Source organism: Micromonospora sp. WMMD812 (assembly GCF_027497215.1).
Classification (GTDB): Bacteria; Actinomycetota; Actinomycetes; order Mycobacteriales; family Micromonosporaceae; genus Micromonospora.
The window spans coordinates 623,815-639,949 of record NZ_CP114904.1; the positions used below are offsets into that span (position 1 = coordinate 623,815).

16 protein-coding genes and 1 pseudogene are annotated in these 16,135 nt (G+C 71.9%); 8 read left to right on the forward strand and 9 right to left on the reverse strand.

Features of this window, described 5'->3' with window-relative positions:
- Positions 1 to 32 precede the first annotated feature (32 nt).
- Both O7603_RS02775 and O7603_RS02780 read left to right on the forward strand, forming a co-directional pair.
- Positions 33 to 974 carry an RNA polymerase sigma-70 factor gene (locus tag O7603_RS02775; RefSeq protein ID WP_281574098.1) on the forward strand — a complete coding sequence of 314 codons (942 nt, stop codon included), beginning with the start codon at positions 33 to 35 and terminating at the stop codon, positions 972 to 974.
- Between the two features lie 90 nt (positions 975 to 1,064).
- Positions 1,065 to 1,634 (forward strand): hypothetical protein, encoded by a 570-nt coding sequence (locus tag O7603_RS02780; RefSeq protein WP_281574099.1) that lies wholly within the window; start codon positions 1,065 to 1,067, stop codon positions 1,632 to 1,634.
- A gap of 47 nt (positions 1,635 to 1,681) precedes the next feature.
- On the opposite strand, the gene O7603_RS02785 is transcribed toward O7603_RS02780, so the two are convergent.
- Positions 1,682 to 2,275 carry a hypothetical protein gene (locus tag O7603_RS02785; protein ID WP_281574100.1) on the reverse strand — a complete coding sequence of 198 codons (594 nt, stop codon included), beginning with the start codon at positions 2,273 to 2,275 and terminating at the stop codon, positions 1,682 to 1,684.
- A 224-nt stretch (positions 2,276 to 2,499) separates the two neighbouring features.
- Between O7603_RS02785 and O7603_RS02790 the strand changes: the two genes are divergently transcribed.
- Positions 2,500 to 2,892 carry a DUF6223 family protein gene (locus tag O7603_RS02790; protein WP_281574101.1) on the forward strand — a complete coding sequence of 131 codons (393 nt, stop codon included), beginning with the start codon at positions 2,500 to 2,502 and terminating at the stop codon, positions 2,890 to 2,892.
- 43 nt (positions 2,893 to 2,935) lie between these two features.
- Here O7603_RS02790 and O7603_RS02795 read toward each other — a convergent pair whose 3' ends face one another.
- From O7603_RS02795 to O7603_RS02810, 4 genes are all read right to left on the reverse strand, one after another.
- A complete protein-coding gene (locus tag O7603_RS02795; RefSeq protein ID WP_281574102.1) occupies positions 2,936 to 3,598 on the reverse strand; it encodes a response regulator transcription factor in 663 nt (220 codons plus the stop codon).
- The gene (locus O7603_RS02800) at positions 3,595 to 4,740 is read right to left on the reverse strand and encodes a sensor histidine kinase (protein ID WP_281574103.1); all 1,146 of its coding nucleotides are present in this window, start codon (positions 4,738 to 4,740) and stop codon (positions 3,595 to 3,597) included. Before O7603_RS02800 ends, O7603_RS02795 begins: the two co-directional genes overlap by 4 nt.
- 54 nt (positions 4,741 to 4,794) lie before the next feature.
- Entirely contained in the window at positions 4,795 to 5,601 is an 807-nt protein-coding gene (locus O7603_RS02805) for an inositol monophosphatase family protein (RefSeq protein WP_281574104.1), read from the reverse strand.
- A 157-nt stretch (positions 5,602 to 5,758) separates the two neighbouring features.
- On the reverse strand, positions 5,759 to 6,778 hold the full coding sequence (locus O7603_RS02810) for an aldo/keto reductase (protein WP_281574105.1): 1,020 nt from the start codon (positions 6,776 to 6,778) through the stop codon (positions 5,759 to 5,761).
- A gap of 147 nt (positions 6,779 to 6,925) precedes the next feature.
- Between O7603_RS02810 and O7603_RS02815 the strand changes: the two genes are divergently transcribed.
- Positions 6,926 to 7,513 (forward strand): TetR/AcrR family transcriptional regulator, encoded by a 588-nt coding sequence (locus O7603_RS02815; protein WP_281574106.1) that lies wholly within the window; start codon positions 6,926 to 6,928, stop codon positions 7,511 to 7,513.
- A 90-nt stretch (positions 7,514 to 7,603) separates the two neighbouring features.
- Here O7603_RS02815 and O7603_RS02820 read toward each other — a convergent pair whose 3' ends face one another.
- Positions 7,604 to 7,945, reverse strand: coding sequence for a metalloregulator ArsR/SmtB family transcription factor (locus O7603_RS02820; protein WP_281574107.1), 342 nt, complete (start codon positions 7,943 to 7,945; stop codon positions 7,604 to 7,606).
- A gap of 117 nt (positions 7,946 to 8,062) precedes the next feature.
- Here O7603_RS02820 and O7603_RS02825 point away from each other — a divergent pair.
- A pseudogene (locus O7603_RS02825) lies at positions 8,063 to 8,161 on the forward strand (BBE domain-containing protein); the annotation flags it as partial.
- On the opposite strand, the gene O7603_RS02830 reads toward O7603_RS02825, so the two are convergent.
- The 3 genes from O7603_RS02830 to O7603_RS02840 form a co-directional block, all read right to left on the reverse strand.
- On the reverse strand, positions 8,139 to 9,284 hold the full coding sequence (locus O7603_RS02830; RefSeq protein WP_281576579.1) for a DUF6596 domain-containing protein: 1,146 nt from the start codon (positions 9,282 to 9,284) through the stop codon (positions 8,139 to 8,141). The pseudogene O7603_RS02825 and the gene O7603_RS02830 sit on opposite strands and share 23 nt — an antisense overlap.
- Before the next feature lie 8 nt (positions 9,285 to 9,292).
- Positions 9,293 to 9,700 carry a YciI family protein gene (locus tag O7603_RS02835; protein WP_281574108.1) on the reverse strand — a complete coding sequence of 136 codons (408 nt, stop codon included), beginning with the start codon at positions 9,698 to 9,700 and terminating at the stop codon, positions 9,293 to 9,295.
- 160 nt (positions 9,701 to 9,860) lie between these two features.
- On the reverse strand, positions 9,861 to 10,601 hold the full coding sequence (locus O7603_RS02840; RefSeq protein ID WP_281574109.1) for a DUF1223 domain-containing protein: 741 nt from the start codon (positions 10,599 to 10,601) through the stop codon (positions 9,861 to 9,863).
- Between the two features lie 265 nt (positions 10,602 to 10,866).
- On the opposite strand from O7603_RS02840, the gene O7603_RS02845 reads away from it, so the two are divergent.
- From O7603_RS02845 to O7603_RS02855, 3 genes are all read left to right on the forward strand, one after another.
- Positions 10,867 to 12,054, forward strand: coding sequence for a low temperature requirement protein A (locus O7603_RS02845; protein ID WP_281574110.1), 1,188 nt, complete (start codon positions 10,867 to 10,869; stop codon positions 12,052 to 12,054).
- 45 nt (positions 12,055 to 12,099) lie between these two features.
- Positions 12,100 to 12,687, forward strand: coding sequence for a GNAT family N-acetyltransferase (locus O7603_RS02850; RefSeq protein ID WP_281574111.1), 588 nt, complete (start codon positions 12,100 to 12,102; stop codon positions 12,685 to 12,687).
- Positions 12,688 to 12,792: 105 nt separating this feature from the next.
- Complete coding sequence (locus O7603_RS02855; protein ID WP_281574112.1) at positions 12,793 to 16,128, forward strand: S8 family serine peptidase; 3,336 nt, start codon at positions 12,793 to 12,795, stop codon at positions 16,126 to 16,128.
- Positions 16,129 to 16,135: the final 7 nt, after the last annotated feature.

Below are 16,135 nucleotides of genomic sequence, written 5' to 3' on the forward strand. Positions count from 1 at the left end.
GGTGACACAGCCGAGAGGAACAGGAGCCACCCATGGCCGGCACGTCGCAGACCGCGTCCGACGATCGAGGCAGGGGCACCAGCCGCGACGACCGCCCGGACCCCGCCACCGAGGTGTTCCTCGCGCACCGCAACCTGCTGTTCACGGTCGCTTACGAGATGCTCGGCTCGGCCGCCGACGCGGAGGACGTCCTGCAGGAGACCTGGCTGCGGTGGGCGGGCGTCGACCTCGGCACGGTCCGGGAGCAGCGCGCGTACCTGGTCCGGATCACCACCCGCCAGGCACTCATCCGGCTGCGTACCCTCGGCCGGCGCAAGGAGACGTACGTCGGCTCCTGGCTGCCCGAGCCGCTGCTGACGACGCCCGACGTGGCCGAGGACGTCGAGTTGGCCGACAGCGTCTCGATGGCGATGCTGCTGGTGCTGGAGACGCTGGCGCCGACCGAGCGGGCGGTGTTCGTGCTGCGCGAGGTGTTCGACGTGGGGTACGACGAGATCGCCGAAGCCGTCGAGAAGAGCCCCGCCGCGGTCCGCCAGATCGCGCACCGGGCACGGGCGCACGTCGCGGCGCGTCGGCCGCGCGGGGCCGTCTCCGCGGCCGAGACCCGAGACGCGCTCGAGGCGTTCCAGCGGGCGGCCGAGACGGGCGATCTGCAGAGCCTGCTCGACATCCTCGCACCGGATGTCGTCCTCCTGGGTGACGGTGGCGGAGTGAAACAGGCCGTCCTGCGGCCCGTCGTGGGGGCCGACAAGGTGGCCCGCCTGCTGGCCGTCGGGTTCGGCCGGGTCGCCACCGTGATGTCGCTGGAGCCGGCGCAGGTCAACGGCTATCCGGCGCTGATCCTGCGGCAGCGCGACGAGATCGACACCGTCGTGGCCGTGCGCATCGACGACGGCCTCATCACCGGGCTCTACGCCGTGCGCAATCCCGAGAAGCTGTCGCACATGGAACGGGAGACGGCTCTGCGCCGCTGACCGGGCCTCTCGACAGCCGACGACCCGGTGGGGGAGCGGCCCCGGCGGCCCCGCGAATCGGCGTCGATGGCCGGCAGGCATCATGTCGGCGTGAATTCGACCCTCGCCGCTCTGCTCGGCTCCGCGATCACCGCCTTCGCCTCACTGTTCGTGGTCCTGCTGCAGAGTCGGTTGAGGCGGCGGCGGAGGGAGCGGGCGGACCTTCAGCGGGCGTACATCCTGATGCTCTCCGGTGCCCTGCGCCTCACGCACAAAGCCGAGGCGCTGCGGCAGACCAGGTACTGGCGCTCGGGCCTGCGCGAGGTGGGCAACCAACTGCTCGGCGGGCACAAGCCGCTCGATCCGATGGTGCTCCACGACTGGCTGGCCAGGGACATGGTCACCGTGGAGACCGCGTGGTCGGAGATCTGGACCAGCGGTGACCAGGACGGCATCGCCTTGGCCAACGGGTTGATGACCGCGTTCAACGGAGTGATGGACGCGGCCGTGAAGTCCAGCGGCACGCAGGAGTTCGACGCCGGCGACGAGATGCTGGTCGCCAGCAGCCGCCTCGGCGAGGCGCGTGGGCAGCTCGCCCTGCACGCCCGCCGGGTCGCGAGATTGGGACCCCGCGACGTGGACCTGTTCACCGACCGCGAGTACGGCCGACCGGCGGACTGACGCTCCGGGAGGCGGCCGCCCGCGCGACGGCAGCACGGCTCACCGGCTCATTCGCCCGGCGGAGTGCCCCGCCAGCGCCATTCCGTCAGTCGCGGACGCCCCGGCAACTCGATCCGACCGGTGGACCACCGCAGCGCCGCCCACGGGTCGACGGCGGCCAGGTCCTGCGCCGCCTCGGGAAACAGCCGAGCGAGGACCCGGGCGCACACCTCCCGCGGGGGATTGATGGCCAGGCCGAGGCCCTGGGCGATGTCGTCCCCGTGCAGCAACGTCTCCACACACCCCATGGCGGCGAAGCCCTCGGGATCCGCCTGGCCGCTCGGGTGGTAGGCCCGCACATCTGCTCGGGACGTGCGGATCGTCGCCGCCAGGATACGGCCGCCCGCCTCGGCGAACTCCAACACCTCGTCCGGCGAAGCGTCCCGGTCGGCGCTCGCCAGGAAGCGCACATACCGCTTCTCCGGCTGGGCCACGAGTTGGCCCGCGAACGACATCAGGCAGTCACCGATGTGCTCGGCGGTGTGCCAGCAGTCCCACTCCAGACCGCCGGCGCGCGCGAGCCAGTTCAGGCCGGTCGCGGGTCGCAGGCGGGCAACGACGCTGGACATCGCCGCGTCGAGATCATCGGCGGTGACCGCCACGGTTTCCTCCAGAAGCGCGGGGCCGGTGCCGCACCGGCCCTGACCAGTCGCGGCCAGCTTGCCGGACGGGTGTGACAGACGGGGAGGACAACCGCGGTGGTACGACGTCCCGGGCGCGCGCAACCCGGGTGGTACCCGAACTGGCAACCGCGGCCTGACGACCGGTGACCACGCCGCTACATACGCTGCCGCCTGTACCCGTCACGTGAGCGAAGGGATCCTCGATGTACCTCCGTCACCTGCTCGCCGCCGCCCCGCTCGCGGCGGCCGCGCACGTCTTGGCTCAGCCGGTCGCCGCCAGTGTCTACACCATGAGCGCCGGCCGAGCCGGGGCCAGTATCGCCGCCCTGTTGGGGCTGACCGGCGCGGTCGTCGGCGGGCTGTCTCTGGCCCGTCCCGCCAGCCGTATCGGCACCGGCTCCGGGCGTCTCGGGGCCACCGTGGCACTGGTGGCGGGGCTGGTCGGTATGGCCGTCGGTGGGCTCGTGGTGGCCACCTCCGACAGTGGTATCGGCACCGGCAACGGGCGAGGTGGGGCGTACGTCGCCCTGGCGGTGGGGCTGATCGCCACCGTCCTTGGTGGGCTGGCGTTGGCCCGCACCCGCCGCACCGTCTGACTGGCGGTGACACCCTGGCGGCGGCGTACCCGGGACGCTGTCGTCAGGAACGGCCGAGCCAGCCGGGCACCGTCAGGCCCGACTCGTACGCGAGGATCACCAGCTGGGCCCGGTCCCGGACCTGGGCCTTGGTCATGATCCGGCTGACATGCGTCTTCGCCGTGGCCGGGCTCAGCACCAGCCGCGCCGCGATCTCGTCGTTGGACAGCCCGGCGGCGACCAGCGCCATCACCTCCCGCTCCCGATCGGTCAACGCGCTCAGCCGGGGCCCGGGGTCGGGGTGCACGGCACGGGCGGTGAACTCGGAAATCAGCCGGCGGGTGATCGACGGCGCGATCAGCGCGTCACCGCGGGCCACCACCCGCACCCCGTGGATCAGCTCCGCCGGTTCCGTGTCCTTGACCAGGAAGCCGCTCGCTCCGGCCCGCAGCGCGCCGTAGACGTAGTCGTCCAGATCGAACGTGGTCAGGATGATGACGCGGACGTGGGAGGTGGCGGTGATCTCCTGGGTGGCGGCCAGGCCGTCCAGCCCGGGCATCCGGATGTCCATGAGGACGACGTCGGGCCGCAGCTGCCGGGCGAGCCGTGCGGCCTCGGCGCCGTCGGCGGCCTCGCCGACCACCTCGATTCCGTCCTCACCGTCCAGGATGGATCGGAAGCCGGCGCGTACCAGGGTCTGGTCGTCGGCGAGCAGCACCCGGATCACGCCGGCGCTCCCGCCTGTGTCGGGCCGGGTCGCAGCGGAAGGCGGGCGCGTACCTGAAAGCCGCCGTCCGGCCCGGGGCCCGTGGTCAGCGAACCGCCCAGCGCGCGGGCCCGCTCGCCCATGCCGAGGATTCCGTTGCCGGGCGGGCCCGGTGCGCCCGTACCGTCGTCGTCGACCTCCACCAGCACGTCGTTGCGGTCCGGCCGGACTCTGACCACCGCGGCGGTCGCGCCGGCGTGCCGGGTCACGTTCGTGAGGGCCTCCTGGACGATCCGGTACGCCGCCAGGTCGACTTCCGGCGGCAACGGCCGGGTCTCGGCCAGCTCGGTGCGGATCGCCAATCCGGACCGTCCGGCCGTCGTGACGAGGTCGCCGAGGCGGTTCAGGCCGGGGGTGGGAACGGTCGGCGCCGCACCTTCCTGCCGCAGTACGTCCAGCGTTCTCCGCAACTCCCGCAGCGTCTCCTTGCTCGTCTGCTTGATCGCGGTGAGCGCCTGCTCGGACCGGGCGGGGTCCGGACGGTGCAGCGCGGCGCTGGCCTGCACGTTGATCAGCGAGAGGTGGTGGCCGAGCGCGTCGTGCAACTCGCGGGCGATGCGCAACCGCTCTTCGGTGGCCCGGCGCCGGGCCTCCTCCTCCTTGCCCTGCTCGGCGGCGAGCACTCTGGCCCGGGCCTCAGCGACGTAGGCCCGGCGGTTGCGGGTCACGCCGGCGATGACCGCGACGAGCCAACCGGCGTGCAGCAGGGTCGCCCCGTTCGCGCTGTCGGCGGACCTGTGGTAGCTGTCCGCGGCGGCGAAGGCGACGACCGAGGCGAGACCGAGCCCGATCGCCACCGCGAGGTGCCCCTCGTCGACGACGGTGTAGAGCGCCACGACGAACACCAGCATGATCGGCCCGGGCCGGTGCAGCAACGCTCCGTAGATGCCGACGGCGGCCAGCGCCACCACGCCCACCGCGACTGGATGGCGGCGGCGGACGTATAGCGCTCCGGAGGATGCCAGGACGGCGAGCAGCGCCGCCCACTCCGCGCCGGTGTCGATGCCCTGCGACTGCACCATCAGGCCGAGAAGGGCGACCAGGCCGACCCCGAGCATCAGGGCTGTGTTCGCCGTCCGGCCATGCCATCGCCAGCTCGACATGCGCCGAAGCCTAACCGTGCGCAACCGGCGGGAGAAGGCTCGGCCGTGCGGAGGTCAGATCGGCTGACGTCCGTTGTGGATCATCGACATCAGCAGTTCGTGGGTCTCGGCGTCGCCGGCTGCCACCAGCCCGCCGCCGGTCTGCCCGATCGGGGCGCCGTCTATCCCGGTGACCACGCATCCGGCGGCCCGGCACACGGCGATGCCGGCGGCGAAGTGCACGCTTCGGGCCAGGTCACCGCCATCGGTGACGTACGCCGCGCGTTTGCCGGCCGCGACCCAGGCCAGCGCCAGCGTCGTGGACACCACCCGCGGCCGGAACCGCTCGATGAACCCGGGGTGGGCCAGCAGGTCGACGGCCCGGAAGCCGGGCGCGCTCGGGAACGGCGGATCCAGGTTGACGTCGACCAGCCGGGTGGCGGACGTGGGCGTCAGCGGCGCGTCTACCCCGTCCTGCCGTACCCAGGCGGTCTGACCGTCGGTGAAGAAGACCTCGCCGCCGAACGGGTCGGCGACCGCCGCGGCCCCGTCGCGCAGGGCAACGTTGACGGCCACCAGCAGGTTGCCGACGGCGTAGTTGAGCGTGCCGCACAGCGGGTCCACCAACCACTGCCGCGCGGCGTCGGCCGCGCCGTGCTGCCCGCCCTCCTCGCCGAGCACCGCGTCATCCGGCCGAGCAGCACGGATGACCTCGAGAATCGTCTGCTCGGCCGCCACGTCGGCGGCGGTGGCGAAGTCGCCGGCGCCTTTGTCGATGCGCGTGAGCCGGTGGCCGTACCTGGTGCGCACCACGTCCGCGCCGGCACGGACCGCCGCTACCGCAACCCCAGCATCGTCAAGACTCGCGTACGGGTCGATCACGGGGCGCCCTCCGTCAGCGGCGGTACGCGATCTTGAGGTCGAGTCGAGCGCGGGATGCCGCCGGGTCATGGTCCGTACCTCCTCCTGTCGGGACGGCCCCACGCTACCGCCGGCGAACCGCCGCGCCGCGGAGTGTGCGGCGAGCGTCGGGGAGCGATCAGCGACGTCGCCGCGCCGGGTCGAGCAGGGAGGGCGGCGTGTCGAACTTCTCGTGTGCGGCGAGGTCGACGCCGGGAGTGACGATCGCGTCGATCGCGTCGAGCACGTCGGGGGTGAGCACGGTGTGCGCCGCGGCGAGCTGCGAGTGCAGGTGGTCCAGTGTGCGCGGGCCGATGATCGCGCTGGTCACGGCGGGGTGTGCGGTGACGAAGCCGAGGGCGAGCTGGATCATGGTCAGGCCGGCGTCGTCGGCGACGGTGGCCAGTTGCTCGACGGCCTCGAGCCGGGCCCGGTTGGCGGGGACGGTGGTGTCGAAGCGCTGCGGCATGAACGTCGAGCGGCTGGTCGTGACTGCCCGGCCCTCGCGGATCGCGCCGGACAGCCAGCCCGAGGCCAGCGGACTCCACGCGAGCACGCCGAGTCCGTACTGCTCGGTGACGGGCAGGACGTGGGCCTCGATCCCGCGCTGCAGGATCGAGTAGCTGGGCTGTTCGGTGACGTAACGGCTCAGGTGGTTGTCCCGCGCGGCCCACTGGGCCTGCACGATGCGGTAGGCCGGGAAGGTCGACGATCCGAAGTACCGGATCTTTCCCGACCGCTGCAGGTCCGTCAGCGCCGACAACGTCTCGTCGTCGCTGGTGGTGGGGTCCCAGCGGTGGATCTGGTAGAGGTCCACGTGATCCACACCGAGTCGGCGCAGGCTGTTGTCCAACGCGGTCACCAACCAGCGGCGCGAACTGCCCCGATGGTTGCGCTCGTCGCTCATCGGCATGTTCGCCTTCGTCGCCAGCACGATGTCGTCGCGGCGGCCGGCGATGGCCTTGCCGACCATCTCCTCGGACTGGCCGTCGCTGTACATGTCGGCGGTGTCGATGAGGTTGATCCCGGCGTCGAGGGCGGCATCGACGATGGCGGTCGCCTCGTCCTGGGTGGTGTTGCCGATCTTTCCGAAGTTCATCGCGCCGAGCACGAGGGTGCTGACCTGCACACCGGTACGGCCCAAGGTGCGGTACTGCATGGCGGTTCCTCCTGAGGGGTGAGTGGTGGGCCCGGCCTGGTCATGGGTCACCTGTTCGTGGCACCATGGGCAAGCGGAACCGTGTTCCGCAATCAACATACGGAACACGGTTCCATTTGACAAGGCGAGTGACGGAGGCAACAGGCGGTGGTCGAGTTCGACAGCGGATCAGGGGAGCCGGCCCCGCGGAAGCGCGCCGATGCCCGGCGCAACGAGAAGACCCTGCTGGACGCGGCAGCCGCGGTCTTCGTCGCTCAGGGCGTCGGTGCGCCGGTGCGCGACATCGCCGCGCGGGCAGGCGTGGGCGTCGGCACCATCTACCGTCACTTCCCGACGCGAGCCGATCTCATCGTCGCCGTCTACCGGCACCAGGTCGAGGCCTGCGCGGAGGCCGGCCCGACACTGCTGGCCAACAGCAGCACGTCGTACGCCGCCCTGGCGGGCTGGATCAACCTCTTCGTCGATTTCCTGGTCACCAAGCACGGCCTCGCCGAGGCGTTGCAGTCCGACGATGCCGCCTTCGAGACGCTGCACGCCTATTTCCTCGACCGCCTCGTCCCCGTGTGCGCCCAACTGCTCGACGCCGCCGCGACGGCAGGGGAGATCCGCTCGGACGTCGAGGCCTACGAGCTGCTGCGCGGCGTCGGCAATCTCTGCATCGGCGCGGACGACAACCCCCGCTACGACGCGCGTCGCATGGTCGGGCTCCTCACCGCCGGACTGCGCCTGGGCTAGCGCCCCCTCAGGGCGGCGTACGCCGACAGCTCCTCGCGCCGCCGACGAACCGGCGGCGCGAGGAGTGGGGAGTCGTCGGCGACGTGCCGCTCAGCGGGACCTCTTCGTCGCCCGTTTCCGGGGCGGCGTCAACAGGTCGGCTATCGCCGCGATCGAGGACGGCACCAGGCGGTAGTACGCCCAGACGCCCCGCTTCTCGCGCTCGATCAGGCCGGCCTCGGTGAGGATCCGAAGGTGATGACTCACGGTCGGCTGGGAGAGATTGAGCGGCGCGGTGAGGTCGGTCACCGACGCCTCGCCCTCCGGAGAGGACTGGATCAGACTGAGCAGGCGCAGTCGGGCTGGGTCGGCGAAGGCCTTCAGCACTCCCGCGAGCCGCTCGGCATCGGCACGCTTAATCGGCTCGCCGGCAAGCGGCGAGATAGCAGGCATGGCAGTTTCCGCAGTTCCCACGTCTTCTATCGTTCCACCAACACCATCGATAGGTCGGTGGAACCGGGACAGTACCCCGACGGCGATTGATGGGACTACCGCGACTACGGCCCCACCTACCGGCGGCTTCCGCGGGTGAAGGCCCGCTGGGACCCCCGGAACGTGTTCCGGCACGACCTGTCCATCCGCCCCCTCAGCGACGCCGGCGAGCGTTGAGCCGGGCGGCCTGACGTGTCAGGTGGTCGCGCTCGGCGAGGTTGGGTGCCTTCTGGGCCGCCTCGGCGTACAGCCGCGCAGCCGTCGCCGGGTCGCCGTCGCGTTCGTGGAGGTACGCCGCCACCGCGGTGTGGCGGGGCAGCGAGTCGTCCAGCGCCGCGAGCGCCGCCAACCCGGCGCGCGGACCGTCGGCCTCGCCGACGGCCACCGCGCGGTTGAGCCGGACGACCGGACTGTCGGTCAGGCGCGCCAGCTCGTCGTACCACTCGACGATCTGCACCCAGTCGGTCTCCTCGGCGGTGGGCGCGTCAGCGTGGAGTGCCGCGATGGCGGCCTGGGCCTGGAACTCGCCCAACCGGTCGCGGGCGAGGGCGGCCTGCAGGATCTCGACGCCTTCGGCGATCGACCCCGTGTCCCACCGGCCGCGGTCCTGCGCGGCGAGCGGCACCAGGCGGCCGTCGGGCGCGGTCCGGGTGGCGCGCCGGGCGTGGTAGAGCAGCATGAGGGCGAGCAGCCCCGCCACCTCGGGGTGGTCGATCGCGGCCGCGAGCTGCCGGGTGAGCCGGATGGCCTCGGCGGAGAGGTCGACGTCGCCGGAGTAGCCCTCGTTGAAGACCAGGTAGAGGACGCGCAGCACGGTGGCCACGTCGCCGGGCTGGTCGAACCGCACGCTGGCGACGGTGCGCTTGGCCCGGCTGATGCGCTGCGCCATGGTCGCCTCGGGCACCAGGTAGGCCTGGGCGATCTGCCGGGTGGTCAGCCCGCCGACGGCGCGCAGCGTGAGCGCGACCGCGGACGACGGCGTCAGCGACGGGTGGGCGCACAGGAAGTGGAGCTGAAGCGTGTCGTCCACCGCGGTCGCCGGCCCGGGCGCCGGCTCCACGTCGACGAGGTCCTCACGCCGCCGGCGGGCCGCGTCCGCCCGGGTCGCGTCGAGGAACTTGCGCCAGGCCACGGTGACCAGCCAGCCCTTCGGGTCCCGCGGTGGGTCGGCCGGCCAGACGCGGACCGCCTCGACCAGCGCGTCCTGTACGGCGTCCTCGGCCGCCGCGAAGTCGGCTCCGCGGCGGACGAGGATCCCGAGGACGCTCGGCGTGAGGCCCCGGAGCAGGGCCTCGTTCATCGGGGAGGTCACTCCGTGATGGTGGGCGGCGCGGCCAGGAACGGTCGCACCTCGAGCCACTCGTGGATCGGCTTCCCGCCCGCGCCGGGGGCGGCCGACAGCTCCCCGGCCAGCTCGATGGCGCGCTCGTGGCTGTCGACGTCGATCACCACCCACCCGGCGATGAGGTCCTTGGTCTCGGCGAACGGGCCGTCGGTGACCGGCGGGCGCCCCTCGCCGTCGTACCGGACGAACGTCCCCTCGGGGGCGAGCGCCTGACTGTCGACGAACTCGCCGGTCCCCTCGAGCCGGGCCGCGAAGTCGTGCATGTACTGCATGTGCGCCGAGATCTCCTCCGGCGTCCACTGGGCCATGGGCACGTCGTTGGCCGGAGCCGGTGCGCCGCGGTAGTGCTTGAGCAGCAGGTACTTGGCCATCGTGTTTCTCCTCGGTGCTGGTGCGACCCATTGTGGTCACCTTCACCGCGGGGACGGAGCCGGCCGGGCGATCTCGACATCGCCCGTCCACTTTCTTTGGCTCTCGTGGCGGTCCTTCAGGTTCAGCAGTGACGGGCCGGCGACTGGGCGGTCGTGTCCGTCACGTCGCCGACACGTCGACGGCCGCGGCGCCGACGATGACCTTGTCACCGTCGTTCTGCACGTAGCCGACAACCGAGGCGTGCCCGGGCACGAGCTCCCGCGGGACCCCGAGCACGACCTGTCCACTCCCCGTGTCCAGCCTCGCGGACGTGAAGGCGCGCACCACGCCGTCCTGTCGCAGCCTCCGCCCGGCGTTCTCGCCGCGGGGGACGTCGTTCTCCAGGCCTCGTTCCACGATTGCCACGTTCAGCACCGCCCGGTCCGGCAACCCCGCGGCCTGATAGTTCACCACCACCTGGGACCCGCCGCCCGTGTCCTCGACGACGCCGTCGACCGACAGCGCGAGCGATGTGGCGGCTTGCTCTCTGAGCGCGGTAGCGATCGCCGATGAGGCCTGCCGGCGGTCCGAACCGACGAACTCGACGGTGCCGTTGACGATCATCTGCGGCGTGTAGAGCCCGCCGGAGCCGAAGGCCCGGGCGTACGCCTCCTGCCGGAGCGTGTGCGCCTCGGCCCCGAACGGGTCGACCCAGCCCAGGTGGTCCCAGTAGTCGACGTGGAAACCGAGGGCGTAGACGCGCTGCCCCTGCTGCCGGGCGTCGCGATCGATCTCGGACAGCACGTCCTCGGCCGGGGGACAGCTGTTGCAGCCCTGGGAGGTGAACATCTCCACGACGGCGAAGCCGCCGCCGGCCGCCGGCTGGGCACTACCAGACCGGGTGCCCGGTGTGTCCGTCATGGCCCATCCTCCTCGGTCGGTCCTGCTGGCGGCCCTGACCTTCCCCATCCCGCGGCAACCATTCTGGATGCGGGCGCCCCGGCCGCGGACCCGGACCGGGCCCCGGCCTCGGCGTCGGCCCTGGACCGGGTCCGGGGTCCGGCGCCGCGACAGATCACCCGGCTTGCGGGCCCACCCCGCGGGCGATCGGTTTGGGCAACGCCGCACCCTGCCGGTCCGAGCATGATACGAAGTTTGGGCGGGATTGTCCGGAGGAACGGGGGCGGTGACGGCGGCGCGGTCGGGGTGGATTCTGCGCGGTCAGGACAGTCCCCGCCGGATCTCCTACCTGGAACTCCTCTTCGACCTGGGCCTCATCGTCGCCCTCATGCGGCTGTCCGACCGGCTGACCGGCGACCTCGGCTGGAATCACGCGCTGGAAACCGTGGTCCTGCTCGCCGCGATCTGGTGGGTCTGGACGGTCACCGCGTACACCACCGACTGGTACGACCCCAGGCTGCCGCTCGTCCAGTTGATCGTCCTCGGCGTGCTGTTCGGCGGACTGCTGATGTCGCTCGCCATCAGCAGCGCGTTCGAGGGGGTCAACGGGATCGCCTTCGCCGGGGCGTACGTGGGCCTGCACCTCTGTCGCGGGCTCATCCTCATCACCGCCCTGCGCGGGCACGCGTTGCAGAAGCGGCCCATGCGGGTGCTCATCTGGTTCTGCCTGACCGGCGTGCTGTGGCTGGTCGGCGCGTTCCTGCCCAGCCCGATCCGGCTGGTGCTCTGGGCAGTGGCGATCACGACGGACTACACGGTCGGCCTCTTCGGTTATCCACTGCCCCGGCTCGGCCGCTCGGGCGTCGAGGAGCTCCGCGTCGGGGGCGAGCACCTGGCGGAACGGTACCGACAGATGTTCATCGTCACCCTGGGGGAGATCATTCTGGTCGGGGTGCGGCAGTACGGCGACCCTCCGTTCGTGTCCCTGGCGACGGCGGGGGTGATCCTGCTCTTCGCCATGACGGTGACGATGTGGCGGATCTACATCGTGTACGTCGCCGACTATCTCGCCACCGGGATCGACGAGGCCAACAATCCCGGCCGGATCGCGCTGGTCGCGGCGTACGCGCATCTGGTCATGGTGGCCGGCGTGGTGTTGGTCGCCGCCGGGGGCGCCCTCGTCGCCCGAGACCCCCTCGGCGAGACCAGCCCCACGGAGCTGGCCATCGTGGTCGCCGGCCCGGTGGTGTTCCTCGCCGGCCGCACCGTCTACGCGCTGGTGGTGTTCCGGGCGATGCTGTGGCGGCTGCCCGTCGGCGTGGTGGTCCTGTCGCTGGCGGCGCCGGCGATGCGAGGGCTGCCACCGCTCGTGGTGGCCGTCGTCATGACCGCGGGCATGATGGCGATCGCCTTCGTCCCACACTGGGGGCAACCGGTGTACCGCACTCACTGGCACATCCGTACCCGCTGGTGAACCGGTGACTTGACACCCATGATCCTCGCCGGGCCAGGATGAGCGGTGACCTCGCCCCTGTCGACGCCGCCCGCCATTTCCGGCGGCACACTCGCCGATGGCCCGCAGCCGGTGCTCTCCGCTGCCGGCGGTCTGCTGCTACGGCCGTGGGAAGCGGCCGACGCCGCGGTCTTCTTCTCCGCCTACCGTGATCCGGAGATCCGGCACTGGCACACCCGCCAGCCCGCTTCCGAGGACCAGGTCCGCGCGTGGTTCGACCAGTACCGCCGGGACTGGGCGCAGGAGAGGGGCGCACATTGGGCGGTGACCCGAGACGGCGCCGACGTGCTGGGACGCATCGCGATGCGCGGAGTCGATCTCGATGACGGTGTCGCCAACTGCGCGTACTGGGTCCTCCCGCCCGCCCGTGGCGCAGGGGTGGCTTCCCGCGCGCTCACGGCCCTGAGCGCATGGGCCCTCGGCGAGGCGGGCTTCCACCGACTGGAGCTGGATCACTCGACCCGCAACCTCGCCTCCTGCCGCGTCGCCGCCAAGGCCGGCTTCGTCCTGGAGGGCACGAAGCGGAGCGACGCCGTCCACTCCGACGGCAGACACGACATGCACCTGCACGCCCGCATCCGGGGCGACGAGTAACCCGCCCGGCTCCCTGGCTGTGACGCACATCACTCGGGGTGAACTTTCACCCGCAGGTCACGTCCAGAGCACCTGGATACCTCTCGCATTCATCTAGGGAGCATGATGCGAACAGTTCGTACGATATCGGCGCTGGCACTGCTGGTGCTGGGCGTCACCGCGGCGGCTCCGGGCGGCTCGCCGGCGTCGGCGCAGCCCCGAGTCGCGAAACCGGCCACCACGCCGGCGGTCGCGTCCAAGGCCCGGACGGTCACTCTGCTCACCGGCGACACCGTCCACGTCAGCACCGTGAACGGCCAGACGGCGGTCGACGTCGTCCCGGGCAGGGGGCGGGAACGGATCCCGTTCATCACCCACAGCGCGGGCGAGGACGTGCGGGTCATCCCCGCCGACGCCGTCGGCCTGCTCAACCGGGGCAAGCTCGACGAGCGGCTCTTCGACATCTCGATGCTGGTCGGCTTCGGCTACGACGACAGCCGGGCCACCCTGCCGCTCATCGTCCAGCACGGCAGCGCCGCCCCCGCCAGCCTCCCCGGTGCCCGGACCACCCGGCAGCTCTTTGGGGCGAGCGCCGTCGCGGAGAGCCGCGCGGACGCGGTGTCCTTCTGGAACAACCTCACCTCCGCCGCGAGCGGCACCGAGCGGCAACTGCGCCCCGGGTTCGACAAGATCTGGCTCGACGGGCTGCGCCAACCCACCCTCGACGTCAGCGTCCCGCTGACCGGCGCGCCGAAGGCCTGGCAGGCCGGCTGGACGGGAGCGGGGGTGAAGGTCGGCGTGATCGACACCGGCGTCGACCAGACCCACCCCGACCTGGCCGGCCGCGTCGCCGCCGCGGAGAACTTCACCGCCGACGCGGACACCCTCGACCGGGTCGGCCACGGCACCCACGTCGCCTCCACCATCGCCGGCACCGCGGCCGCGTCGCAGGGCCGTTACCAGGGCATGGCGCCCGACGCGACCCTCTACAGCGCCAAGGTCTGCACCGAGGTGGGCTGCCCGGAGTCGGCGATCCTGGCCGGCATGACCTGGGCGGCGCAGCAGGGCGTCAAGGTCGCCAACATGAGCCTCGGCGGCCCGGACAGCCCGGAGACGGACCCGATCGAGGCGGCCCTGGCCGACCTCACCCACCGATACGGCATGCTCTTCGTCGTCGCCGCCGGCAACGACGGCCTGGGCGGCGAGTCCACGGTGAACTCGCCCGGCAGCGTGACCGAGGCGCTGACCGTGGGCGCCGTGACCAAGACGGGCGAGCTGGCCGAGTTCTCGGGCCGAGGCCCGCGCACGGGCGACGCCGGCATCAAGCCGGAGATCACCGCGCCCGGCGTGGGCATCGTCGCTGCCCGCAGTTCGACCTCCGACCTGTCGCCGAACGCCGAGAACCCGCAGTACACCAGCCTTAACGGCACCTCGATGGCGACTCCGCACGTGGCCGGCGCGGCGGCGATCCTGGCCCAGCAGCACCCGGACTGGACGCCGGAGCGGATCAAGTCCACGCTGATGGCAGCCGCGGCGCCGAGCGACACCATCGGTGTCTACGAGCAGGGCGCGGGCTTCCTCGACGTCGCCCGCGCGACCCAGCAGGCCGTCACGGCGAGCCCGGTCAGCGTCGCCTTCGAGCGAAGCACCGCGGCGCAGAAGAGCACGATCACGTACGCCAACAGCGGCTCCTCCGCCCTCACCCTGGCTGTCTCGCTCGACGCCAAGGACGCCGACGGCGCTCCGGCGCCGGCCGGGCTGTTCGGCCTCAGCGCCTCCTCGGTGACGGTCCCGGCCGGCGGCACGGCCACCGTGACCGTCACCGTGCAGGCCGGCGCCGGCCTGCCCGACCGCTACTTCGGCGGTGAGGTGACCGCGACCGGCGGCGGCGCGCGGGTGCAGACCCCGGTCGCGCTCGACGTCGCCCGCCACCAGCTGACCCTCAAGCTCGTCGGGCCGGACGGCGGAGCGCCCACGCCCGACCAGGGCTGGGTCACCCTCCTGACCGACCTGGACCGGCAGACCGTCCTGGTGCTCGAGAACCCGGCTACCAGCAGGTACCGGGTCCGCGCGGGCCGCTACCTGGTCCAGACCTACCTGCTGACCGGCGAGCCGTCCTTCCCGCACGTCACCACGCTGGTGCGCCCGAGCCTCGACCTGACCACGGACCAGGCTCTCACCGTGGACACCCGCCTCGCGAAGCCGATCGCGGTGTCGGTGCCGAACCCGGGGGCCACCGCGGTCCACGAGGAGTCCGGCTGGACGATCCGGACGCAGCGGCCGCAGATCTGGGGCAGCAACGACCCGTTCGGCGTGCTGATGGGCGTGCCCTTCGACCACGTGCGGACCGCGCAGATCGGGGCCGGCAAGACGCCCGGCTTCGTTTCGTACGTCCACGGGATGTGGGGTCAGCCCGCCCAGGACGGCACCCTGCACAACAGCCCCTACGTCTACCGGGTCTACCTCTACGAGCCGGAGAAGATGATGACCGGGCTGACCCGCAAGCTGCGCGCGGGTGATTTCGCCACGGTCCGCTCCCAGACCAGCGCGGACGTGGCCGACGTGCCGGTGTCGCGGTCCGCGGTGGCGCACGCGCCGGGCAACTCGCCGGTCTACCGCGACGAGCGCAACATCCCGCCGAGCTTCACCTACGACGCGCCGCGCACCATCACCGAGTACTACAACCAGGACAAGCAGGCCGTGTGGCAGTCGACCTCGGCCCAGCTGAGGTACACGTACTACGAGTCGGCGTGGACCAGCTACAAGCCTGGGCGGACGTACACGGTGAAGTGGGCCAACGGGGTGGCCGGGCCGGTCTTCCCGGCGCCGAACTTCGGCCAGCAGTTCGCCACCCGCTACTGGGGCGACACGATCGGCGGGCCCGGGCCGCTGCACGGCGACGGCGCCGGACACATGGGCTTCCGGCACGTCCGCGGCGGGAGCGTGCAGGTGAACCTCTACCGCAACGGGGTCAAGGTCGGCGACGCGAATCAGGTGCCCTGGACGTGGGACGTGCCTGCGGAGACGGGTGACTACCGGTTGGCCGCGACCTTCCGCAGCGACCCGGCGTTCACCCTGTCGACGGCGGTCGACGCGGAGTGGACCTTCAAGTCCGGGCACGTGCGCGAAGGCGACCTGGTGAAGCTGCCGATGACGGCGATCCGGTACAACCCGGAGCTCGACGTCGACCACCGGGCGCCCGCCGGCCGGCTGTTCGCGATCCCGGTCTCGCTCGACCGTCAGGTCGGCGCGGCGCCGGGCCGGACCAGGTCCCTGACCGTCGAGGCGTCCTTCGACGACGGCAAGACCTGGCGGAAGCTGACGGTGCTGCGCTCCGGCGAGAAGGCGGTCGCCTGGGTACGCAACCCGTCCGGTAGCGGCTTCGTGTCGCTGCGGGCCTCCGCCACGGACACCGGCGGCAACACGGTCAAGCAGACCATCATCCGCGCCTACCGGTACTGAGGGTGGG